Annotated in this window: 23 protein-coding genes and 1 riboswitch; of the genes, 4 read left to right on the plus strand and 19 right to left on the minus strand. The window is 62.5% G+C overall.

Annotated features, from left to right (window positions below; all coding sequences use genetic code 11):
• Positions 1 to 95: 95 nt before the first annotated feature.
• The 7 genes from thiC to yihA all read right to left on the minus strand — a co-directional run bounded on the left by thiC (position 96) and on the right by yihA (position 6,880).
• Complete coding sequence (thiC, locus tag GBEM_RS19010; protein ID WP_012532237.1) at positions 96 to 1,403, minus strand: phosphomethylpyrimidine synthase ThiC; 1,308 nt, start codon at positions 1,401 to 1,403, stop codon at positions 96 to 98.
• Positions 1,400 to 2,782 (minus strand): cobyrinate a,c-diamide synthase, encoded by a 1,383-nt coding sequence (locus GBEM_RS19015; RefSeq protein WP_041262883.1) that lies wholly within the window; start codon positions 2,780 to 2,782, stop codon positions 1,400 to 1,402. Before GBEM_RS19015 ends, thiC begins: the two co-directional genes overlap by 4 nt.
• Before the next feature lie 16 nt (positions 2,783 to 2,798).
• A complete protein-coding gene (locus tag GBEM_RS19020) occupies positions 2,799 to 3,395 on the minus strand; it encodes a histidine phosphatase family protein (RefSeq protein WP_012532239.1) in 597 nt (198 codons plus the stop codon).
• Between the two features lie 9 nt (positions 3,396 to 3,404).
• Positions 3,405 to 4,160, minus strand: a complete 756-nt coding sequence (cobS, locus tag GBEM_RS19025; RefSeq protein ID WP_012532240.1) for an adenosylcobinamide-GDP ribazoletransferase — start codon at positions 4,158 to 4,160, stop codon at positions 3,405 to 3,407.
• An 11-nt stretch (positions 4,161 to 4,171) separates the two neighbouring features.
• Positions 4,172 to 5,224 carry a nicotinate-nucleotide--dimethylbenzimidazole phosphoribosyltransferase gene (gene cobT / locus GBEM_RS19030; RefSeq protein ID WP_012532241.1) on the minus strand — a complete coding sequence of 351 codons (1,053 nt, stop codon included), beginning with the start codon at positions 5,222 to 5,224 and terminating at the stop codon, positions 4,172 to 4,174.
• 179 nt (positions 5,225 to 5,403) lie between these two features.
• Entirely contained in the window at positions 5,404 to 5,928 is a 525-nt protein-coding gene (gene cobU, locus GBEM_RS19035) for a bifunctional adenosylcobinamide kinase/adenosylcobinamide-phosphate guanylyltransferase (RefSeq protein ID WP_012532242.1), read from the minus strand.
• An 89-nt stretch (positions 5,929 to 6,017) separates the two neighbouring features.
• Positions 6,018 to 6,198: riboswitch (cobalamin riboswitch) on the minus strand.
• A gap of 37 nt (positions 6,199 to 6,235) precedes the next feature.
• Complete coding sequence (gene yihA, locus GBEM_RS19040; RefSeq protein WP_012532243.1) at positions 6,236 to 6,880, minus strand: ribosome biogenesis GTP-binding protein YihA/YsxC; 645 nt, start codon at positions 6,878 to 6,880, stop codon at positions 6,236 to 6,238.
• 144 nt (positions 6,881 to 7,024) lie between these two features.
• On the opposite strand from yihA, the gene GBEM_RS19045 reads away from it, so the two are divergent.
• The gene (locus GBEM_RS19045) at positions 7,025 to 7,876 is read left to right on the plus strand and encodes an HDOD domain-containing protein (protein WP_012532244.1); all 852 of its coding nucleotides are present in this window, start codon (positions 7,025 to 7,027) and stop codon (positions 7,874 to 7,876) included.
• 2 nt (positions 7,877 to 7,878) lie between these two features.
• Here the strand turns inward: GBEM_RS19045 and GBEM_RS19050 are convergent, their stop codons facing one another.
• Positions 7,879 to 8,073 (minus strand): hypothetical protein, encoded by a 195-nt coding sequence (locus GBEM_RS19050; protein WP_012532245.1) that lies wholly within the window; start codon positions 8,071 to 8,073, stop codon positions 7,879 to 7,881.
• Between the two features lie 196 nt (positions 8,074 to 8,269).
• Here GBEM_RS19050 and GBEM_RS19055 point away from each other — a divergent pair, with 196 nt between their 5' ends.
• Genes GBEM_RS19055 through glgP form a run of 3 tightly spaced genes read left to right on the plus strand, consistent with a single transcriptional unit; the run spans position 8,270 to position 13,670 of the window.
• A complete protein-coding gene (locus tag GBEM_RS19055; protein WP_012532246.1) occupies positions 8,270 to 9,676 on the plus strand; it encodes a HAMP domain-containing sensor histidine kinase in 1,407 nt (468 codons plus the stop codon).
• Between the two features lie 50 nt (positions 9,677 to 9,726).
• Positions 9,727 to 11,094: a sigma-54-dependent transcriptional regulator gene (locus GBEM_RS19060; protein WP_012532247.1), complete on the plus strand. Its 1,368-nt coding sequence runs from the start codon at positions 9,727 to 9,729 to the stop codon at positions 11,092 to 11,094.
• A 23-nt stretch (positions 11,095 to 11,117) separates the two neighbouring features.
• Positions 11,118 to 13,670, plus strand: a complete 2,553-nt coding sequence (gene glgP, locus GBEM_RS19065) for an alpha-glucan family phosphorylase (protein WP_012532248.1) — start codon at positions 11,118 to 11,120, stop codon at positions 13,668 to 13,670.
• Positions 13,671 to 13,718: 48 nt separating this feature from the next.
• Here the strand turns inward: glgP and flhB are convergent, their stop codons facing one another.
• From flhB to GBEM_RS19120, 11 genes are all read right to left on the minus strand, one after another.
• Entirely contained in the window at positions 13,719 to 14,780 is a 1,062-nt protein-coding gene (gene flhB, locus GBEM_RS19070; RefSeq protein ID WP_012532249.1) for a flagellar biosynthesis protein FlhB, read from the minus strand.
• A 9-nt stretch (positions 14,781 to 14,789) separates the two neighbouring features.
• A complete protein-coding gene (gene fliR / locus GBEM_RS19075) occupies positions 14,790 to 15,575 on the minus strand; it encodes a flagellar biosynthetic protein FliR (RefSeq protein ID WP_012532250.1) in 786 nt (261 codons plus the stop codon).
• 3 nt (positions 15,576 to 15,578) lie between these two features.
• Positions 15,579 to 15,848, minus strand: coding sequence for a flagellar biosynthesis protein FliQ (fliQ, locus tag GBEM_RS19080; RefSeq protein WP_012532251.1), 270 nt, complete (start codon positions 15,846 to 15,848; stop codon positions 15,579 to 15,581).
• A gap of 116 nt (positions 15,849 to 15,964) precedes the next feature.
• Positions 15,965 to 16,708, minus strand: a complete 744-nt coding sequence (fliP, locus tag GBEM_RS19085) for a flagellar type III secretion system pore protein FliP (protein WP_012532252.1) — start codon at positions 16,706 to 16,708, stop codon at positions 15,965 to 15,967.
• 11 nt (positions 16,709 to 16,719) lie between these two features.
• Positions 16,720 to 17,199 carry a flagellar biosynthetic protein FliO gene (fliO, locus tag GBEM_RS19090; RefSeq protein WP_012532253.1) on the minus strand — a complete coding sequence of 160 codons (480 nt, stop codon included), beginning with the start codon at positions 17,197 to 17,199 and terminating at the stop codon, positions 16,720 to 16,722.
• The gene (gene fliN, locus GBEM_RS19095) at positions 17,196 to 17,501 is read right to left on the minus strand and encodes a flagellar motor switch protein FliN (protein ID WP_012532254.1); all 306 of its coding nucleotides are present in this window, start codon (positions 17,499 to 17,501) and stop codon (positions 17,196 to 17,198) included. Before fliN ends, fliO begins: the two co-directional genes overlap by 4 nt.
• On the minus strand, positions 17,498 to 18,475 hold the full coding sequence (gene fliM / locus GBEM_RS19100) for a flagellar motor switch protein FliM (protein WP_012532255.1): 978 nt from the start codon (positions 18,473 to 18,475) through the stop codon (positions 17,498 to 17,500). The genes fliN and fliM overlap by 4 nt, the downstream gene beginning before the upstream one ends.
• Before the next feature lie 12 nt (positions 18,476 to 18,487).
• Positions 18,488 to 19,012 (minus strand): flagellar basal body-associated FliL family protein, encoded by a 525-nt coding sequence (locus tag GBEM_RS19105; protein ID WP_012532256.1) that lies wholly within the window; start codon positions 19,010 to 19,012, stop codon positions 18,488 to 18,490.
• Positions 19,013 to 19,504: 492 nt separating this feature from the next.
• Positions 19,505 to 20,389, minus strand: coding sequence for a flagellar hook-basal body protein (locus GBEM_RS19110; RefSeq protein ID WP_012532257.1), 885 nt, complete (start codon positions 20,387 to 20,389; stop codon positions 19,505 to 19,507).
• Between the two features lie 108 nt (positions 20,390 to 20,497).
• Positions 20,498 to 20,890 carry a TIGR02530 family flagellar biosynthesis protein gene (locus tag GBEM_RS19115; RefSeq protein ID WP_012532258.1) on the minus strand — a complete coding sequence of 131 codons (393 nt, stop codon included), beginning with the start codon at positions 20,888 to 20,890 and terminating at the stop codon, positions 20,498 to 20,500.
• Between the two features lie 2 nt (positions 20,891 to 20,892).
• Positions 20,893 to 21,558, minus strand: coding sequence for a flagellar hook assembly protein FlgD (locus GBEM_RS19120; RefSeq protein ID WP_012532259.1), 666 nt, complete (start codon positions 21,556 to 21,558; stop codon positions 20,893 to 20,895).
• Between the last annotated feature and the right edge of the window lie 11 nt (positions 21,559 to 21,569).

Raw genomic sequence — 21,569 nt, forward strand, 5'->3', positions numbered from 1 at the left:
TTTTTCGATGAACCTTTTCAAAGGGGGGAGATGAGGGGGTGGCTCCCACCATTCCTTTCCCATAGTTAGCGGGTATGCGGCGACGTGCTCGTTCATCAAATCTTGTCACCCCGGAGATCGCCGGCGAAGATCTTGCCGGCGCCGCGGGAGGCGCAGAAGTCGCCGCACATGGTGCAGGTCTGCTCGTCTTCGGGGACGCGGCTCTTCCTGATGGCGGCGGCATCCTCGGGGAACAGGGCGAGCTCGAACTGGCGCTGCCAGTCCAGGTCCCTTCTGGCCTTGCTCATCTCCTTGTCGCGCTCCCTACCCTTCTCGGGGTACTTGTTCATATCGCCGATGTAGGCGGCGATCTTGGCGGCCTTCACCCCCATACGGACGTCCTCTTCGTTGGGAAGCGCCAGGTGCTCGGCCGGGGTGATGTAGCAGATCAAGTCGGCGCCATAGCGGGAAGACTGCGCTGCACCGATGGCCGCGGTGATGTGGTCGAAGCCGGGGGCGACGTCGGTGGCGATGGGCCCCAGCATGTAGTAGGGGGCGCCGCCGCTCATCCGCTTCTGCAGCTTGATGTTCCCCTCGATCTCGTCCAGAGGCACGTGTCCCGGCCCCTCCACCAGCATCTGGCACCCCATGTCGCGCCCGAGTTCCGCCAGCTCGCAGTTGATCAAAAGCTCCTGGATCTGCGCCCGGTCGCTCGAATCGTGGATGGCGCCGGCTCTGAGGCCGTTCCCCAGCGACAGCACGGTGTCGTAGCGCTTCAGGATCTCCACCACGCGGTCGAACTTCTCGTAGAGCGGATTTTCTCGGTTGTTGGCGATCATCCAGGCCGCCATGCTCACCCCACCCTTGGAAACCAGGCCGCCGTAGCGGTACCCCTGCTTCCTCAGGCGTTCGATCGTGTAGAGGTTGATGCCGCAGTGCACCGCCATGAAGGCCATGCCGTCGGCACACTGCCTTTCGATGATGTCGAAGAGCATCTCCTCGTCCAGCTTGTTGGGGTCGCCGTACTTCCTGGAGGCCTCGCAGAAAGCCTGGTAGAGGGGGACGTTGCCGACGGGGAGATCCACTGCCGCAATCACCTCGCGCCGCACCCGGTCCAGGTCCCCTCCGACGGAAAGTTCCATCAGGGTGTCTGCTCCGGATTCCTGCGCCGCGAGCCCCTTCTTCACCTCCGCCGCGTAATCGATGATGTCGGAGGAGGTCCCGATGGAGGCGTTCACCTTGGTCCTGAGACCCGCGCCGATCCCGGCCACCTTCGGCTTCCTGACATGGTTCCAGGGGATCACGATCTGTCCCAGCGCCACCTTCTCCCGAACGTACTCCGGCGTCAGATTTTCGTCGAAAGCCACCTGCGCCATCTGCTGGGTGGTAATGCCGGCACGCGCCGATTCTATCTGTGTCATCATGTGAGGCTCCTTTTCCGGTATGCCCTTCCCTGTTCCACGAAGTGAGGAGCCAAGTCTGGCGAGCTGCCGAAGTGTAGATGTATGTACGAGGCGAGGCAGTTCTTGTAGCGGTAACCTTCGGGCGCGAGCTCTACCCCTTTCCTGGTGACCCGGTACAGGCGCTCCACGTGGAGGGGCATCTCCTGCATATCGGAATAGTGGAACTCGTGGCCGCGGGCGACGCTCCCTTTGCGGCCAATCGTGCAATCCTCCAGCAGCTCCACCTCGCGGTACCCCAGCGCCTTGCGGCGCGGCAGCATCCGGGTCTGCACCGGGAAGATGCCTGCAAAACAGTGGTTTTCCCCTTCCCCGGCCATGCCTTGGGTCAGGTAGATGAAACCGCCGCACTCGGCATAGACGGGCGTCCCCCCCTCGACCGCCGCGCGGATCTGCTCCTTCATCGGCTCGTTGGCGGCAAGCTCCGCGGCGAAGAGCTCGGGGTAGCCGCCGGGGAGGTAGATGCCACAGATAGCCTCCGGCAGCGAGCTGTCGGCAAGGGGGGAGAAGTAGCAGAGCTCGGCCCCGCTTTGCTCCAGGAGGCGCAGGTTGTCTTCGTAGACGAAGCAGAAGGCGGCGTCCCGCGCCACCGCGATCCTCACCCGTTCCAGGCTGGCTGCAGCGTTGGCGGCGGCTGGCGCGGGATCTTCCGGCAGCTCGCCATGCTCCAGGTCGAGGAGCGCGTCGAGGTGAAGGTGTTCTTCCACGACCTCGACCAGGTGGTCCAGGAAGGAGTCAGACAGCGGGTTGTCCTCCGCCGTCACCAGTCCCAAGTGGCGCGACGGAATGGCGAGGGCGGGGTCCCTGCGAAGGCAGCCGATCACCTGCACGCCCGGCACCGCAGCATCCAGCGCCTCCCGCAGGATGCGCTCATGGTTCGCGCTGGCGACGTTGTTGAAGATGACCCCTGCCACCCGCAGCGCCGGATCGAAGCTCGCGAAGCCGTGCACTAGCGCGGCGGCGCTTCTCGCCTGGCTGCGGGCATCCACCACGAGAACCACCGGGGCGGCCAACTCCTTGGCGACCTGCGCGCTGCTCCCCGCTTCGGAGAGCCCGTCGATACCGTCGAAGAGCCCCATCGCCCCCTCGACGACCGCGATATCCGCAGCGGCCGCATGGTAGAGGAAGCTCTCCCTCAGGAAGCGGGGATCGCAGATCCAGCCGTCCAGGTTCACGGAAGGGACCCCGGTCGCCAGCCGGTGATAGCCGGGGTCGATGAAGTCCGGACCCACCTTGAAGGGGGCCACCTTCAGGCCGCGCCTTTTCAGGGCCGCCATGACGCCCAAGGTCACGGTGGTCTTGCCGCAGCCGCTGGAAGGAGCCGCTATGACGATCCGCTTCAATCGCACGCCGCTCCCTTTAACCGTTCACCAACTGCACCACGGTATTGCCGTCGGCGTAGTAGTCGATCAGGTTCACGCAGCAGTAGTGCTGGTCGATGCTGAAAAAGGATGAAAGGGGCGCGCCGATGGCATCCATGAGGATGACCCGGTTGACTCCCCCATGGGCCACCACCAAGACCTCCTCCCCCCGGTGTCTCGCCACGATTTCCTTCAGGGCTGGAAGCACCCGGCCGGCCAGATCCCCCAGGCTCTCCCCTCCCGGCGCGCGGAAGTGCTCCAGGTCCGCAAGCCGCGCCGCCCACTCGTCGGGGCGGTCCCGCTGGATGTCGGTCACCGAAAGTCCCTGCCACTCCCCGCAGTTGAGTTCCCTGAACTGCGGCACCTTCACCGGTTCCACGCCGAGATAGGGTCCGAGGATCTCGCCGCCGCGGACGGTCCTGACCAGGTCGCTGGTATAAAGTGCGCTGATCCGGTCCGGGTCGAGACGCGGCTTCAAGAGCTGGTACTGCTCCTCTCCCCGCGCGGTCAGGCGCACGTCGTACTGGCCGTTGTAGCAATGCGAGCGTTCCACCTCGCCGTGGCGGATCAGGTGCAGGCGGGTTCTCTCCATCATCTGCGACTCCTATGCTCCCGCTAACCCCTGGCGCAAAAGGGCCAGAAGGACCAGCAGGAAAAAAATCTCGTTCAATTCGCTGGCGCAGCCGATCACGTCTCCGGTCACCCCGCCGAGCCTTTGGTGCGACCAGAGCTTCACGCACCAGGTGAGGAGAAAGAGAAAGAGCAGGCAGATTACGCCGGTCAACCCCAGGAGAAGATACCCCGCGGCAACGGTCAAAAGGCAGGCGACGACGAGCTGGGTGAGCCCGGCCCCTCCCACGAAAGCGGAGCCAAGGCCGTCCTTTCTCGCCCGCTTGGCCCCCACCGTCATCTGCACCTGGGCGCAGCGCGCCGCCATCGGGAAGAGAAGGAGCGCCTCCCGCTTGTACTGAAGCGGCACCGCCAGAAGGGCTTGGTACTTGAGCCCCAGCCCCAGCACGAGCGCGACCGCACCGACGGCCCCGACCCGGGAGTCCTTCATGATCTCCAGGAAGCGCTCCCGGGAGCCGCGGGCGGCGAGCCCGTCGGCTACGTCGGAGAGCCCGTCCAGATGCAGCGCCCCCGTCGTCACGCTCATCAGCGCGATCAGGACCAGGTCCCCGACGCTTCTGGGGAGGAGCGGGGCAAGGAGGTAATCCGCCCCCGCCAGGAGCGCACCCAAGGCCAGCCCCACCAAGGGGAAAAAGGCCATGGAGCGCCCCAGATCCTCCTCCTCGCAGCGCACCGCGAACGGGAGGGGAAGGATGGTGAGGAACTGGAATGCGATCAGGAAGAGTCTCATCGCAATCCTTCCTAGGAGGAGGCCACTCCGGCCTCTTCGAAGGTCGCCATTTCGTTGAGGACCTTGACGCCTGCCTCGATGAGACCCATGGCCAAAGCGGCGCCGGTCCCCTCGCCGAGGCGCAGTTGCAGGTCGAGTATCGGCTTGGCGCCGATCCGCTGCAGCATCATCTGGTGGCCGATCTCGACCGAGTTGTGGGCGGCGAAGATGTACTCCCTGACGTTCGGGTGCATCTCGCAGGCGATAAGCGCCCCCGCGGTGGAGATAAAGCCGTCCACGACGACCGGGATCCGGTTAGCGGCGGCACCCAGGACCAGCCCGGCGATGCCAGCGATCTCCAGCCCCCCCACCTTGGAGAGCACGTCCAGGGGGTCTTCCGGGTTGGGACGATTCAGGTCGAGACCGGCCTGGATCACTTTGATCTTATGCTCCAGCGCCTGATCGCCGATGCCGGTACCGCGATGTGTCACCTCGCGCACGCTGCAGCCGGCGAAGGCCGCGATGATGGCGGAGGAGGGGCTGGTGTTGCCAATCCCCATCTCGCCGGTACCGACCATGGAGATACCCTCGGCCTTGGCCCGGTCCGCCAGCGCAATCCCCACCTCGATGGCGGCCACCGCCTCCTCGCGCGTCATGGCGCTTTCCTTAGCGAAGTTGCGGGTACCCTTGGCGATCTTCCTGATGATGAGTCCCTCGGTCGGCTCGAAATCGTAATCGACCCCGACGTCGACCACCCGCACCTCGGCGCCTGCGTGGCGGGCGAGCACGTTGACCCCCGCGCCGCCGCGCAGGAAGTTGAGCACCATCTGCGGGGTCACTTCCTTAGGAAAGAGGGAGACCCCCTCCTCCACGATGCCGTGGTCGCCGGCAAAGGTGAAGATGACCTTCTTCCCCATCTTGGGGGAAAGGTCGCCGGTGATGGCGGCGAAGCGGCGCGCCATCTCCTCCAGGAGCCCGAGGGACCCCGGCGGCTTGGTCTTGTTGTCCAGCTTTGCCTGCGCCTCGGTCAAAAGCGCCTCGTCTACCGGCTGGATTTTTGCCAGCGCCGATTCCAGAAGTTCCATGATTCCCTCCATTTGCAGTGAATAGTTTTGTTCTAAGACCATTGGCAAGGAGAAATTCTGAGGACATCTGAGAAACCAACGGAGCGGAGAGAAACAAACCGTGAGACTTTGATTCTCTCATGCTGTTGCTTATGCTCAGATTTTCTCAGATGTTCTCCTTGTTAATGGTTTTCTGAGCTCTAGCCCTTCAACTTCAGCGGCAGGCCGGCGAAGCAGACATGCACCTCGTCCGCCCGCGCCGCGATCAGTTCGTTCGCCTCGCCGGAGAGATCGCGAAAGGTCCGCGAGAGCGGATGCTCCGGCACTATCCCCATCCCCACCTCGTTGGTGACGATGACCAGCGGGGTCTGCAAGCTCTTGAAGCTCTCGGTGAAACGCTCCACCCGCGACAGTGCCTCTGCGGCCCCGCCGTCGCAACTGAACAGGAGGTTCGAGAGCCAGAGTGTCACGCAGTCAAGGAGGATGATGCCGTAGCGGCCGTCGTTGGCGCGGATTGTCTCCTCCACCTGCAGCGGCTCCTCCAGGGTCTCCCACTCCTCGCCGCGACGCCCCTGGTGCCGCGCGATGCGGTCGGCCATCTCCGCGTCCCCCGCCTCGGCGGTCGCCAGGTAGCCTCGCAAGGCCGGGTACGAAAGGGCGAGCCCTTCGGCGAACCTGCTCTTGCCGCTGCGGCTCCCGCCGGTCACCAGAATCACGTTGGACATAAAAAAACCCCCCTTCCGATGACGGAAGGCGGGTCAAAAATCGTCCTTTTGGATGCGATTCCGGCTTAGCCCCTCTGCCACGGAGGTTGCGACAAGCTTTCATCCTGGCAGGTTTCCTGACTCACGGGTCATCTTACTCGCCGCGCCTTCCCGATCTTGTCAGTGGCGTAGTTGCGGCTTTCATAACCGTTCACAGTTGCGGGACAGCGAGGGATTTGCACCCTCTTCCCTTTTAACCCCTCTCGGGGCACCCGGATGGTTCTCTATTCGATTGCGGTCTGTTTACTATCAGAGCCGGCGGGGAAAGTCAATCATTAACCGGGGCGGACGGCGCCGGATCGCCCGAAATTTCCGTAGTTTCCGCCGCCGCGGGGGAGAGCAGCGCGTCGATGCGGGCCCATACGGCGTCCTTTCCTTCCTTGGAAAGGGCAGAGAAGTAGTTCAGCTCCTCCTTCTTGAGCTGCATCTTTTCCATGATGACTGCGCTTTGCCGGGCGCGCTCGTTCTTGGACACCTTGTCGCACTTGGTGATCACGACGATCGGGGGGACCGAGAAGGCGCGCAGCCAGGCGAGCATCTGCAGGTCCTCTTCCGTCGGGGTCCTGCGGATGTCGAGGATCAGCACCACCCCGCGCAGGTTGCGGCGCTTGGAGAGGTAGGTCTCCATCATGGGGCGCCACTCTTTCTTGACCGCCAGCGGAACCTTGGCGTAGCCGTAACCGGGTAGGTCCACCAGCATGAAATCGTCGTTCACCTGGAAGAAATTGATCAGCTGCGTGCGGCCGGGGGTGGAACTGGTGCGGACGAGGTTCTTCCGGTTCACCAGCACGTTGACCAGGGACGACTTCCCGACGTTGGAGCGCCCGGCGAAGGCGATCTCTGGGAGATTGCCCTCCGGATAGTGGGCGGGTTTAGTGGCGCTTTTAATAAACTCAGTTTGCTTTACTATCAATGAGAAGACCTATCCTTATTTTTCAGCGCAGTATAGCCCCCCGCGCCCCCCCTTTCAATCATTAAATCCCCGCTTGCCTTACGCTAACGTTTTGGTATATTTTGAAACCTGACCTGCAACCGGCCAAGCGAGGACAACTCAGGCATGAACAAAGAACTCGAAACAGCGATCATGAACGCGGCGGATCTGCCGACCATTCCCATCGTAGCCATAAAGGTAATGCAACTGATCGAGAGCGAAAACGCGACGGCGGACGAGCTGGCGAAGATCGTCTCGACCGACCCCGCCGTGGCCGCGCGGGTGCTCAAGATCTCCAACTCCTCCTTCTACGGCTGCCGCCGACAGATTCAGACCCTTTCCAGCGCCATCGTCATCCTCGGGTTCAGCACGCTCAGAAGCCTCGTGGTCGCAGCCTCCGTAAAGCAGGTCTACAAGCCTTACGGGCTCACCGAAAAGATGCTCTGGGAGCACTCCTTCGCGGCAGGCCTCGCCGCCAGAATCATCGCCAACCGCACCCGCATCGCCAACGAGGAGGAGGCGTTCCTGGCCGGGCTCTTCCACGATATCGGCAAGATCATCATGAATACGCTGGACCGCAACAAGTTCCAGGAAGTGATGCAGCACTGCTATAACGAGGGGATCTCCTTCGGACAGGCGGAACGGACCATCTATCCCTTCAGCCATGACGAGGTGGGAGCGTACGTGATAAAGAAATGGAACTTCCCGGAGATCCTCACCAGCGCCATCCTATACCACCACACGCTGGAGTTCGACGAGTTCGAGGATCCGGCCGTGGTCAACCTTACCGCCATCACAGCTTTGGCCGACCTTTTCTGCCTGAAGCTCGGTATCGGGATCAGGGAACCCGAGGAGGATATAGATCTGGCGTGCTCGAAACCGGCGCAGCTGCTGAACATCGCACCGGAGACCGTGCAGCAGCTGCTGGAGACCTTCGACAAGGCGTTCCAGGAAGACAAGGCCCTGTTCGTCAGCTAGCTTCAGGAGTCGGGCCCGTCCCCGCTCTCCGCCCCCTCTTCCAGGGAACTGCGCCGCTTTGCTTCTTCTGAGATGCTGACGCTGTCCATCCGGTCCGGTTTGCGCGCCGGCCGTTCCCGCTTGCGCTGACGTTCCTGCCCACCCGCGTCCGGGTCGATCTTGATGGTGCCCGGAATCCTGTCGACCGTGTAACTCATGAGCGCACCTCCCCTCGCCGCTGCCGGCCCTGACAAAGCCTTGCCGAACGGCATCTTAACAGCAACCAAACCCTAATGGAAGAGAATTAACCCAGTTTTTCATCTAAGCCTGCCGGCGCTGGACATTCCTCTTGCCCAGCTCAAGTGAGCGCAGTATACTTCCGAGCTTAGTGAAAACTCATACGGAAAGGACCTCATGAAACTCAATACCAAGCTGGTGATGATTATGCTCACCATGCTTATCGTGGCGACGGCTATGCTCTTCGTCCTGAATCAGGTCAGCCAGAACGACCTGGTGGGGGAGATCCAGGAGAGTTCCACCATGGTGTCGAAAGCCATTCAGCTCAGCGTGGAAGACCTGACCTCCGAGGTCGAATCATCGCGCCTGACCGAGTACCTCCAGCAGGCGAAGGGCAAAGGGGTCAACGAGATCAACATCATCAACAACGAGGGGGAGATCATCAACTCCTCGGATCCCGCCCAAGTCGGTAAAAAACGCGAAATCAAAAAGCTGGAGAAGGGGCTGCGGGCCTCGCGCCGCGGCGGCGGCGGGGGGTCGCTCAAGCCGTACGACCTGGTGGTGCCTGTCATCGTGGGCGACGAGCAGCTGGGTTACGTGCAGGTGAACCTCCTTCTCGACAACATACGCGACATCCAGCACGCCAACTTCGTCAAGCGCCTGGCTGCGACCACCATGGTGTTCCTGATGGGGATGATACTGATCATCTTCCTCGCGCGCCGCTACACCTCGCCGATACACCGGCTGGCTACGGGGGTGAAGCACGTCTCCGGGGGGGACCTGAGCGTCACCTTCCAGGGGGGGAGCGGCGACGAGATCGGCGAGCTTGCCGAGAACCTGAACGAGATGGTGGAAAAGCTGAAAGAAAAGGAACTGCTCGAAAAGCGGCTCTACGAGGCGGAGCACCTCTCCAAGGTGGGGCAGCTGGCCGCGGGGATCGCGCACGAGATCAGGAACCCGCTCAATTACATAAGCCTCGCCATCGACCACCTGAAGAGCGAATTCCTCCCCTCCTGCCCCGAAAAGGCCCAGGATCTGGAGTCGATCGCCAACAACATCAAGGAAGAGGTGCGCAAGGCGAACTACATGGTGCTCAATTTCATGAATTACGGCCGTCCCTTGAAGCTGCGGCTGCAGCGGGTATGTTACCCTGAACTCGTGGACAAGGCGATGCAACTCATGAAAGACCGGCTCGACGAAAGGGGAATCGAAGTGGTGCGGGAAATACCCGAGGATCTGCCGCCGATGCTGGCGGACCCGGAGCTGATGCGCAACTGCCTGTGCAACTTCATCAGTAACAGCACCCAGGCGATGCCGGAGGGGGGAAAGTTCACCATCGGCGCGAGCCTTGCCCCCGAAACCGGCCAGTTCTGCCTCACCTTCAGCGACGAGGGGACGGGGATCGAACCGCAGGACCTGGAGAAGGTGTTTCAGCCCTACTTCACCACCAAGGAGGCCGGGATCGGCCTCGGGCTCGCCATCACCGAACGGATCGTGAGGGAGCACGGCGGCAGCATCGCGGTTCGAAGCACGAAAGGGGAAGGGACCACCTTCTCGGTCACCCTCCCGGCGGCAACGGCATAAAGCACCGCCCGGCTCCCAGGGCACGGGAGCAAAAAGAGCAAGGAGTAGCAATGATCGGCAGCATCCTGATAGTAGACGACGAGAAGGGGCAGCGGGACATACTCACTGCCATACTCACCAAGATGGGGTACAACATCCAAACCGCCTCGGGCGGTGAAGAGGCGCTGCAGCAACTGCAGCAGGAAGAATTCGACCTCCTCCTCACCGACCTCAAGATGCAGGGAATTTCAGGGATGGAACTCATGGAGCGGGTGCTGGCCGACAACCCCTCCCAGTGCGTGGTGATGATGACCGCCCACGGCACCATCGACTCGGCCGTGGAGGCAATGAAGAAAGGGGCTTTCGACTACCTGGAAAAGCCCCTGGAGCGCGAGGACTTGATCCTCACCGTGCAGCGTGCCTTCGAGCGGATTGGGCTTTTGCAGGAAAACAAGGCGCTGCACAAGAAGCTCGCCGAGACGAAAAGGCTTCCCAACATGATCGGAGAGCACCCGAAGATGCACGAGGTGGTCCGGATCATCAACAAGATAGCCCCAACCTCCACGACGGTCCTCATCTACGGTGAGTCGGGGACGGGGAAGGAACTGGTGGCGCGCGCCATCCACGACGGGAGCCCGCGCAGGGACAAGGCCTTTTTCGCCATCAACTGCGCGGCGATTCCCGACTCGCTGATGGAAAGCGAGCTCTTCGGGCACGAGAAGGGGGCCTTCACCGGCGCGGGGACACGGGAGATCGGCCTTTTCGAGGCAGCCGAGGCGGGAACCGTCTTCCTCGACGAGATCGGCGAGATGAACATCGCCATGCAGGCGAAGCTCTTGCGCGCCATACAGGAGAAGGAGATCCGCAGGGTCGGGGGGAAGGTGAACATCCCCGTCGACGTCAGGATCATCTCCGCCACCAACAAGGACCTGGAGCAGGAGACCCGGCGCGGCAACTTCCGCGAGGACCTCTTCTACAGGCTCAACGTGATCAGGATACCCCTCCCTCCCCTGAGGGAGCGCGGCAACGACATCGTGACGCTGGCCGACTTCTTCCTGAGGAAGTACAGCGCCTCCTGCGGCATTCCCCTGAAAGGGATCGCCAAACCGGCGCTGAAGATCCTGCTCGACTACAACTGGCCCGGCAACGTGCGGCAACTGGAATCGGTCATCGAGCGCGGCGTGCTCATGGCCGAAAGCGAATACATCCAGCCCGAGGACCTGCCGGCCGAGGTGCACCACGAGGCCTCCCCTGCGGGAAGCCTCCCCTTCGACTTCCCGGCCGAGGGGATATCCATCGACAACCTGGAACGGGACCTGATCGTCAAGGCGATGCAGAGAACCGACTGGGTCATCGCCAAAGCGGCACCACTACTCGGTATGAGCTACAAGACGCTGCAATACCGGTTGGAAAAATTCGGCATCGGCAAACCGGAGTAGCCTCAAGTAGCCAGGAGCGCGGTATGAACCTGAGCTCAACGCTGCACAGATTTACCGTCGTCCCCTCGCTTCCCAAGGAGCTTGCCGGGCTGCAGCGCATCGCCTACAACCTCTGGTGGAGCTGGGAACCCGAAGCCATCGGCCTTTTCAAACGACTGGACCCCGAACTCTGGCGCCTGACGCGCCACAACCCCCTCGAGGTGCTGGGAAGCCTGCAGCAGGCGACCTTCGAGAGCCTCATGGCGGACGAGGGGTTCATGTCCCACCTCTCGCAGGTAGAGGAACGCCTTACCGAATACCTCTCCTCCCACACCTGGTATGAGCGGCACGGCAACTCCGGCGCCCGCATCGCCTACTTCTCCATGGAATTCGGCCTGCACGAGTCGCTCCCCATCTACTCCGGGGGGCTCGGCATCCTCGCGGGCGACCACCTCAAATCCGCCAGCGATTTAGGGCTCCCTCTGGTCGGTGTCGGGCTTTTGTACCGCCAGGGGTACTTCCGCCAGTACCTGAACCTGGAAGGGTGGCAGCAGGAAATCTACCCCGAAAACGACTTCTACAACCTCCCGCTGCACCAGGAGAAGGACAGGGATGGAAAGCCCGTGGCGTTCTCCCTGGAGTACCCGGGGAGAAACGTGCGGGTGCAGGTCTGGCGGGTGCAGGTAGGCCGCGTCAACCTCTACCTTCTTGACACGAACCTCGAGGAGAATGCCCCCGCCGACCGTGAAATTACCACCAGGCTCTACGGCGGCGACCAGGAGTTGCGGATCAGGCAGGAAATCCTGCTCGGCATCGGCGGCATCCGGGCGCTGAGGCTTTTGGGGGCCGAGCCCAACGTCTGCCACATGAACGAGGGGCACGCCGCCTTCCTGGCGCTGGAGCGGATCCGCTCCCTGATGGAGCAGCGCCAGCTCACCTTCCGGGAGGCGATGGAGGCGGTGAGAGGCGGCAACGTCTTCACCACCCACACGCCGGTTGAGGCCGGGATCGACCATTTCCCCCCCGATCTACTCGACCAGTACATGGGGCATTACTACAGAAACCTGGGGCTTTCCCGCGAGCAGTTCATGGCCCTGGGGATGCAGAACCACGGCAGGAGCAACGAAAGCTTCTGCATGGCGGTGCTCGCCATGAAGCTCTCGCTCCACTCAAACGGGGTAAGCGAACTGCACGGGGAGGTGTCGCGCAGGATGTGGGCGGACGTCTGGCCGGACCTCCCCGAGGAACAGCTGCCGCTTACCTACGTCACCAACGGGGTGCACCAGAAGAGCTGGCTCTCGGAGGAGATGACCGGCCTGTTGATCCGGTTCCTCGGCACCAGGTGGTTGGAACAAAGCGCCGATCAGCTCTGGCGCAGGGTCTCGCGCATCCCGGACGCGGAGCTTTGGCGCACGCACCGGCGCGGCACCGAGCAGCTGGTCGACTACGCCCGCCGCAGCTTGAGGGCGCAGCTGGAGAAGCTCGACGCCTCCGCCAAGGAGATCGACGCGGCAGGCGACGTCCTGGACCCGGAGATACTCACCATCGGCTTCGCGCGCCGCTTCGCCACCTACAAGCGCGGGACGCTCCTGTTGCACGACAAGGAGCGGCTCTTCAGGATACTGAACCACCCCGAGCGGCCGGTGCAGATCGTATTCGCCGGGAAGGCACACCCCGCCGACCACCAGGGAAAGGAGCTGATCCGCCAGATCGTGCAGCTGTCGCAGCAGCCCGAGTTCCGGCGCCGCATCGTCTTTTTGGAGGATTACGACATCTCGGTGGCCCGGCGCCTGGTGCAGGGGGTGGACATCTGGCTCAACACGCCGCTCAGGCCCCTGGAGGCCAGCGGCACCAGCGGGATGAAGGTCGCCTTCAACGGCGGCCTCAACCTGAGCATCCTGGACGGCTGGTGGTGCGAGGGGTACCGCGGGAACAACGGCTGGGCCATAGGGCGCGGCGAGGTGTACGACGACCTGGCCTACCAGAACCAGGTGGAGAGCCGCGCCATCTACGACCTTCTGGAGAAGGAGATCGTGCCCCTTTTCTACAACCGGGGGAACGACGGCATCCCGCGCGGCTGGACCACCTTCATGAAGAGCTCCATGCAGACGCTCTGCCCGGTGTTCAGCACGGACCGGATGGTGCAGGAGTACGCAAGGCGCTGCTACCTTCCCGCCTTCGAACACTGGGAGCGGCTGAACCGCGACGACCTGCGGCTTGCGGTGGAGCTGGCGCGCTGGAAGGAGCGGCTGCACGGCATGTGGGGGGAGCTTTCCATCGTGGCGGTCCACGCCGAGATCCAGAAGGAGGTGATGGTGGGGGAGATGCTACCCATCTCGGTGCAGATCACGCCGGGGCGGATCCCGCTTTCCGAGATCGCGGTGGAGGTCTATTTCGGGGTGCTCGATTCCCGCGGCGCCATCATCGGGGGGGAGATCGTGCCGCTTACGCCGGTGGCAGACCCGGAAAAGGCGGGGCACTTCGGCGGCGAACTGGAGTGCCGCTTCTGCGGGCGGCACGGCTTCATGCTGCGGGTAATGCCCAGGCACCCGGAGCTTGGGACCGTGTACGATCCGGGGCTGATACTCTGGGGTTAGGCGGGAAGGGTCAAGGAGAGGCGAAACGAAAAAGGTGGGGCGCGAGCCTCACCTTTTTTTGAGGCTGTAGACGTAGGCGAGGATCTCGGCGACGGCGGCGAAGAGCGCCTCGGGTATCTGGTCCCCCTCCTCCACCTGGGCGTAGAGTTCGCGGGCCAGGAAGCGGTTCTCCACCAGGGTGACGTTGTTCTCCCGCGCCGTGATCTTGATCTGCAGCGCCATCTGGTCCACCCCCTTGAAGAGCACCACCGGCGCCGCCATCTTGAGCCGGTCGTACTTGAGCGCCACCGCGTAGTGGGTCGGGTTGGTGACCACCACGTCGGCGGTGGGGATGATCTGCCTCATGCGGCGGCGGGCCATCTGAAACTGCTTCTGCTTCATCTTCCCCTTGATGGCCGGGTCCCCCTCCATGTTCTTGTGCTCGTCCTTGACCTCCTGCTTGGTCATCTTCAGGTTATCCATGAAGCGCCACTTCACGAAGGCAAGATCCAGCACCGCCAGTACGATCAGCACGCCGCAGGTGTGCAGCACGAGCTTGAAGGATATGTGACCGATGAACTGCATGATCCCCATCAGGTCCTGGTCGACGAGGTAGACGATCCCGTCCATCTCCTCGGTGAGGATCTTGTAGGCCATGTAGCCGACGATCGCCATCTTCAGGAACGACTTCGCCACTTCGAAAACCGAGTCCTTGTTGAAAAGCCTCCCCACCCCCTGTATCGGGTTCAGCCGTCCCAGGTCCCACTTCATCTTCTCCGAGCTTACCGTCACCCCCCCCTGGGTCACCTCCACCGCTATCCCTACTACGATCCCCACCAGGATGAAGGGGGCCAGCATGATGGCCAAGTAGCCGAACTCCTTGATCATCAGGGTGTGCACCGCGGCATAGGTGAGCTCGGGGCGCGCCAGGCCGCCGAAGATCTCCTGCATGCTGGTCTTCATGGTCCTCAGGAAGAGGCCGGAGCTGGCGTAGAGGGTAACCATGGCGGTGATCAGGCTCACGGCGGAGGTCATCTCGCGGCTGCGCGGGACCCCGCTCTTGTTCCTCGCCTCCTCGATCTTCTTACTGGTAGGTTTCTCTGTTTTTGAATGTTTATCTTCGTCTGCCATGGGCTTTTCCTAGGCCAGAAGCCTGAAGAGGGTCCTCATCTGATCCACCACCTGCCCGAAACTCCCCTGCAGCACCCGCACGAAGACGGGAAGGGAGATGCCGAGGATGACGAAGCCGATCCCGATGTTGAGGGGCATGCTCACCATGAAGACGTTCATGGCGGGGAAGCTGCGGGCGACGATGCCGAGGGCGACGCTGGTGGCCAGGAGCGCCACCGACACCGGGGCGGCGAGCTTGATAGCGATGATGAAGATACCGGTGCTGGTCTCGACCAGGAACTTCAGGAGCCCGCCGCTCACGTGCCAGGCCCCGAGCGGGACCACCCGATAGCTGTCCACGATGCCTCGGATGAAGTACTCGTGCACGTTGAAGGCGAGGAAGAGCAGGGTGGCGAGCGCCCCCTGGAAGATCGCCATGGTGGGGACGTTGTTCTGGGTGGCGGGGTCGAACTGGGCGGCCATGCTGATCCCCATCTGGGTCCCGACCAGCTGCCCGCAGAACTCGACCGCGGCGAAGATGAACTGCGAAACGGCCCCCAGGGTGAGCCCGATCAGGGTTTCCTGCAGCACGAGGAGCATGAGCCCCAGCGAGTCCGAGACGTTGGGTACGACATGGGGCTTGATGACGGGGAAAATGAGGAGGGTCATGGCGAAGATGAGCCCCATTTTGACCCGGGCGGGGACGAGCCTCGCCCCGAACATGGGGATCGCCGAGAAAAGCCCCGCCACCCGCGCCAGGACCAGGGCCAGCGGGATCAGGTCGGCGAGCGATGTCAGGGGCAGGTTCTGGAACACGCGCTAATGCCTCATGTTGGCGATCATGCCGTAGATTTCGCGGGTGAAGTCGCTCATGTACATCATCATCCAGGGGAAGAAGACCACCATCGCCACCATGACGGCGACGATCTTCGGGGCGAAGGCGAGGGTCGCCTCGTTGATCGAGGTTACCGCCTGGAAGATGCTGATGAGAAGGCCCACCACCAGGGCGCAGATGAGCAGCGGGGCCGAAAGGAGGATCACCGCCTCGAAGCTTCTTCTGCCGAGTTGGACTACCATTTCCGGGGTCATACTTAGCTCCAGTAAAGCAGATAAAGATTGAGATTAAGATTGAGAAAAAGACAAAGACCAAGACAAAGTCGACGGCCGCCTGGATAGAGCCGGCAGGAGGCGCGCACCGGGTAGGGTCACCCGAAGCTCTTCACCAGCGAACCGATGACGAGCCCCCAGCCGTCCACCAGGACGAAGAGAAGGATCTTGAAGGGGAGGGAGATCATCACCGGCGGCAGCATCATCATACCCATGGACATCAGCACCGACGCGACCACCATGTCGAGCACCAGGAAGGGGATGAAGATCAGGAAGCCGATCTGGAAGGCGGTCTTCAGCTCGCTCACCATGTAGGCCGGGATCAGGGTCAGGGTCGGGATGTCGTCGGCGTTTTTGGGCCTGGGAAGCTTGGAGAGGTTGATGAAGAGCGCCAGGTCCTTCTCGCGCACCTGGGAAAGCATGAACTTCCTCAAGGGGGCCACCCCCCTTTTCACCGCCTCCTCCTGGGTTATCTGCGAGGCCCGGTAAGGCTGCAGCGCGTTGGCGTTCACCTGCTGCCAGACCGGCGCCATGATGAAGAAGGTAAGGAACAGGGAAAGGCCGACCACGATCTGGTTGGAGGGGGCCTGCTGGGTCCCCAGCGCCGAACGGAGGAACGAGAGCACCACGACGATCCTGGTGAAGGAGGTGGTCATCATCAAAAGGCTCGGGGCCAGCGAGATGACCGTCATCAGGAAGAAGATTTGCAGCACCACGGAGACGTCGGCAGGCTTCGTGACCTTGCCGACCCCGACGCTCACCGTGGGTAAGGAGAGGGGTTCAGCCAGTGCGGTACCGGCCAGTACCAGGATTGCCAGCACGAGGAGCAGCGCTCCCGCCATAAATTTCTTTCTCACGCAAAGTCACCACTTTTTTTTAACTGCCCCAGAGGCATCTTCCCGCGCGCTCCCGCGCCGGGAATGTTTTTCAGCTTGTTTCTCAGCGGGAACGGGATCAGCGTGCCGTAGCCTCGCTCTTCCACCACCTCGATCTCCTCCAGCATCTCCACCTGCTTGATCAGGCTGACCCCCTCGCCGCTGTTGCTCAAAAGGAGGTACTCGCCACCCACCTCGACCAGCATCAGCGACTTCTTCGGGGCCAGGTGCCTGGTCTCGACCACCCGGATGTAACGCGCCCCTCCCCCTTGCGGCACCTTCATCAGGCGCCCCGCCAGGTAGTAGAGCAGCAGGATGATCCCGATCACGAGGATGAGGGATCCCGCCATCTGCGCGAGGCTCCCCATGAGCTCCGGGCCCGCCTCCCCCTGCTGCGCCAGCGCAGCGGCCGGCGACAGGGTAACCGCCGTTGTAATCGACAGCAGGAGCTTTCTCATAGCACCTTGTCCACCCTCTCGTTGGGGCTCACGATATCGAGGAGCCGGATGCCGAACTTGTCGTTCACCACCACCGCCTCGCCCCGGGCCACCAGCTTCGAATTCACGAAGACGTCCAGCGGCTCGCCCGCGAGCTTGGTGAGCTCCACCACCGACCCCTGGTTCAACTGCAGCACGTCGCGCACCAGGAGCTTGCTTCTGCCAAGCTCCACGGTCAGCTGCAGCGGTATATCCATGATGAAATCCAGATTCTTCGGCTGGGGTACTTCCTTCTCGTCTTCCAAAGCGAGTTTTTCGCTCAATCTTCACCTCCTGCATTCAGGGCCCGGGTTATCTGTACTGCCTTGTTGCCGCCGCTTACCCCGGCGATCCCCATGAACTTCTTGGTGCCGCCCACCTTCACCGTCAGCTCGTCCTTGCCGCTTGCCTCCAGCATGATGGTGTCTCCCGGCGTTAAGTGCAGCAGGTCCGAAAGCGAGATGGTCGCCCCTCCCATCTCGACCGAGAGATCCATGGGCGCGCCCATGAGCTCCTCGGAAAGCCGGTAGGACCAGAACGGGTCCACAGCCATCATGTCCATCTGGACGCCGCGCTTCAGCTTGTCGCGGATCGGCTCGATGGTAAGGAAGGGGATGGCGAGGATCATGCTCCCCACCGTCTCCTCGATCTGGATCTTCATCGACATGGTCACCACCTGGTACTCGGGGGGGACGATGTTGACCAGGCGCGGGTTCATCTCCAGGCGGAGCAGGTTCATGCTGGCCGGGCAAAGCGGCGCCCACGCCTTCTCCAGGTCCGCCAGCGCGTCCTTGACGATCTTCTCCACGAGCCTCAGCTCGATCGAGGTGAAGAGCCGGTTCATCCCTTGGGGCTGCACTCCGCTCCCCCCGAGGATGCTGTCCACGATGGTGAAGACCAAGGTGGCGTCGAAGGCGATCAGGGCGGCCCCCTTCAGGGGGTCCATCTTGTAGATCGCCATGCAGACGGGGTTCGGGAGCACGCTCAGGAAGTCCCCGAACTTGTAGGGGACCGCCTCCTCCTTCTTGATGTCCACCATCCGCCCCAGCCGGTTGGACATGGTGACCCTGTTGTACCGGATGAATCCGTCGTAGACGATGTCAAGGTTCGGGATGGCGCGGTGCGCCTCGATGTCCAGCAGGTCGAACTGCTCGGCCTGCGGCCCTTCCTTGGCCAGCTCGTTTTCCGGAACCAGGGTCCCGTCGAAAACCGCCGCGACCAGGGCATCTATTTCTTCCTTGGTGAGAAGTTTTTCCATCGCGGATACCTTTTACTGCACCACGAAATCCGTGAAGTAAACCTTGGTTATCTTGCTGGGAGGCACCACCTTCGAGACCGCCGCCAGGATCTGTTCCCGCAGCTGGTTTTTCCCCTGCAGGTCCTGGATCTCCTGCATGGTCTTGGTGGTGAGCAGAATGAGGATGGCATCCCGAAGCGGGGCCATTTTCGCCTCCAGTTCGGGCTTCACCTGCGGGTTGGCCATCTCGAACTCGACCTTTACCTTCAGGTAGCGCAGTTCCGCACCGTCGTAGATGTTGACGATGAACGGTTCCAGCGGATAGATGGTCGCGCCGGCTGCTGCGCCCTCTCCTTCCTTGGCGGGCGCGCCGTGCCCTCCCCCTTCCGCCTTGGCCTCGACCTTGGCGCCTTCCGGAGCCTTCTCGCCCTTCTTGCCGCCGAGGAACAGAGCCGCTCCCCCTCCGATGGCGAGTACCGCCACCACGGCGCCGATGATGATGAAGAGCTTCTTGTTGTCCTTCGGTGGGGCGTCCTGCGCCTTCGCCTGTTCAGCCATACCCGGTTCTCCTTTTAAAGCAGCTCAAGCTGGTGTATTCGGAATGAACACCTTTGCAACGGCGGTGCCAGATCGCGGAGGGAAGGGGATAAATCCCGGGGACTATGGTTTTCGCCAGGGGGCGCATGCGAAAACTCCCCTTATTTTACGGAAGGTTGCAATGGGGATTAGCAGCGTGGAATTAACAGCGGGAAAGCGGGGGAAGCCCCAAAGAGTCAACATTTTGACCGAACAAAAGAGTTGCCAATAACCTGACCGGGAACTGCGCAACCAAGGCCCGGGCCGCGGCAGGCGGGATTTGGGCGCGCAGCAGACGCGACAAGGCGCAGAGCGGCCGGAAACGGCGGGATGCCGGCGGTTCGCCCAGGGTAAAGATACAGGGGGTGCGGGAAGACGAGGAGCGTTTTCAGAGCTCCGACAACGCCGGCGACGCGGCTCCAGGTGGGGGGCGCGGCTTGCGCCGCGCCCCTTTCGGTACCTGGTGAGCCGGCGCTAGCGGATCAGGCTCAGCACTTCCTGCGTCATCTGGTCGGAGGTGGTGATGGTCTTGGAGTTGGCCGAGTAGGCCCTCTGGGTGGTGATCATCTTGACGAACTCGTTCGCCAGGTCGACCGTGCTCTGCTCCAAGGTGTTGGAGAGGATCTGCTCGCTCACCCCGTTGGCCTTGTTGGCTGCCAGCGAGAAGCCGGCGGCCGAGACGCCGGAGGTGGTGGTCGCCTGGTACAGCGAGCCGCCGACCTTCTTCAGCGCGGTCGGATCGGGCGCGGTTACCACGGCAACCTTCTGCGCGGCGGCCGCAGCGGCGGGTGTCGTGGCGACACCGGCCACCCCGGAGGTGCTGTAGTAGTTCTGGGTGATCCCGTCCGTTGCGAGGTAGGTGATCAGGCCGGTGTTGTCGATGCTCAGGACCTTGCCGAAGTCTGTGGCGGGGGCGGCGCCGGAGTTGAGGAACTTGATCGGGTTGCCGGCGGTGTCGAGCACCTGGTAGCCGTCCGGGTTCACCAGGTAAAGGTTGCTGTCGGTGTGGAAGGCGCCGGCGCGGGAGAGAAAGGCGGAGCTCTGCGCAGCCACGGGGGCGGCCGCGGTCGAGGGCTTCAAGGCAAAGAAGCTGTTCCCCTGGATGGCGAGGTCGGTGACGTTCTCGGAGGTCTGGGTGGAGCCCTGGGAGAAGACGTTCTGCACGGCCTGCATCTGCACGCCCTTGCCGATCTGGGAGTTGTTGCCGACGTTCTGGGAAAGCATGTCCGAGAAGAGGGTGCGCGCACCCTTGTAGCCGACGGTGTTGACGTTGGATATGTTGTTGCCGATCACGTTCATGGCCTCGCCGTTTTGAAGCAGGCCGCTGACGCCGGTATACAGTGCGGAAGTTACGCTCATTTTTTTGCCTCCTCAGGCTTTTCTTTGGTTTAGGGACGCGTCAATCGGTCGGCGTCCCTTGGGCTTTCCTTCTGGAGGGCCAGCCCGTTGCAGTTTGGATCGCGGTCTCTAGAAAAAAACCGCCGAATCGATGTTGGTGAAAACGTTCCCTTTCATGCTCTGCCGATCCATGGCCGTGACCACTGTCCGGTTTTTGACGCTGACCACCAGCGCCGCGTCCCCCATCATGATCAGGGATTCCTTCCCCCCCTTTTGCGCCACGCTGTCCACTGCCCCCTTGAGCTGCTCCATGTCGCTGTCGGAGAGGGTGATGCCGCGGGACTTGAGCCTTTCCTGCGCGTGCTGGGAGAGTCGGACCGGCTGCCCGGTCAGTTTCTGGTCCAGTACCTGGGCGAAGGGGGTGCTGCTCCCGACGCTTTTACCGGCCGGCTGGTTGACGTTTGGCCTGGGCTTGACCGGCGCCTGGATCGGTTGCGGAAACAGGATGCTGTTGTCGATCATGGCTAGGCTCCCCCGGTAACGGAAGTCACCTCGGTCAGCTTAAGCTTGAGTGCCCCGATCGAGAGCATCGGGCTTGCGCCGGACATGTCCACGCCGTCCACCTTGCCCATAACCAGGCCCGCGGCGGTGACGTTGCTGCCGGAGGCGGTCTTCGCGGATACGCTGAAGCTGTAGGTGCCGGCCGCAAGTTGCGTCCCCTTGTCGTCGGTACCGTCCCAGGTGACGCTCCCAGCCCCGGCGCCCTTGCTGCCGCCGGAAAGGGTCCTCACCACCTTGCCGCTTTGGTCCGTGACCGACACGGTGACCTGGTCCGCCGCACTGTCCAGCTTGTACTGGATTGTGGACGGGCTCCCCGATTTCAGTTCCAGCTGGTTTCCCTGCGCCTCCACCTGTTTGCCGATCAGGGTGACGGCGGCTAACGTGGCCGAGTTGCTCCCCTGGTTCAGCATGTTCTGCAGGTTGCTGTTGGTGTTGTAGGCCTGCTCGACCTGGGTCAGTTGGGCCAGTTGCGAAATGAACTGGGTGCCGTCCTGCGGGTTGAGCGGGTCCTGGTTCTGCAGCTGGGTCACGAAGAGCTTGAGAAAGTCGTCCTTGTTCATGCCGGTCGACTTTTTCATCTCCGCCTGCGCCGCTGCCGTGGTCGCGGTAGATGTTACGTCTGTAACCATTTTCTTGCCTC

The organism is Citrifermentans bemidjiense Bem, assembly GCF_000020725.1.
Taxonomy (GTDB): Bacteria; Desulfobacterota; Desulfuromonadia; order Geobacterales; family Geobacteraceae; genus Geomonas; species Geomonas bemidjiensis.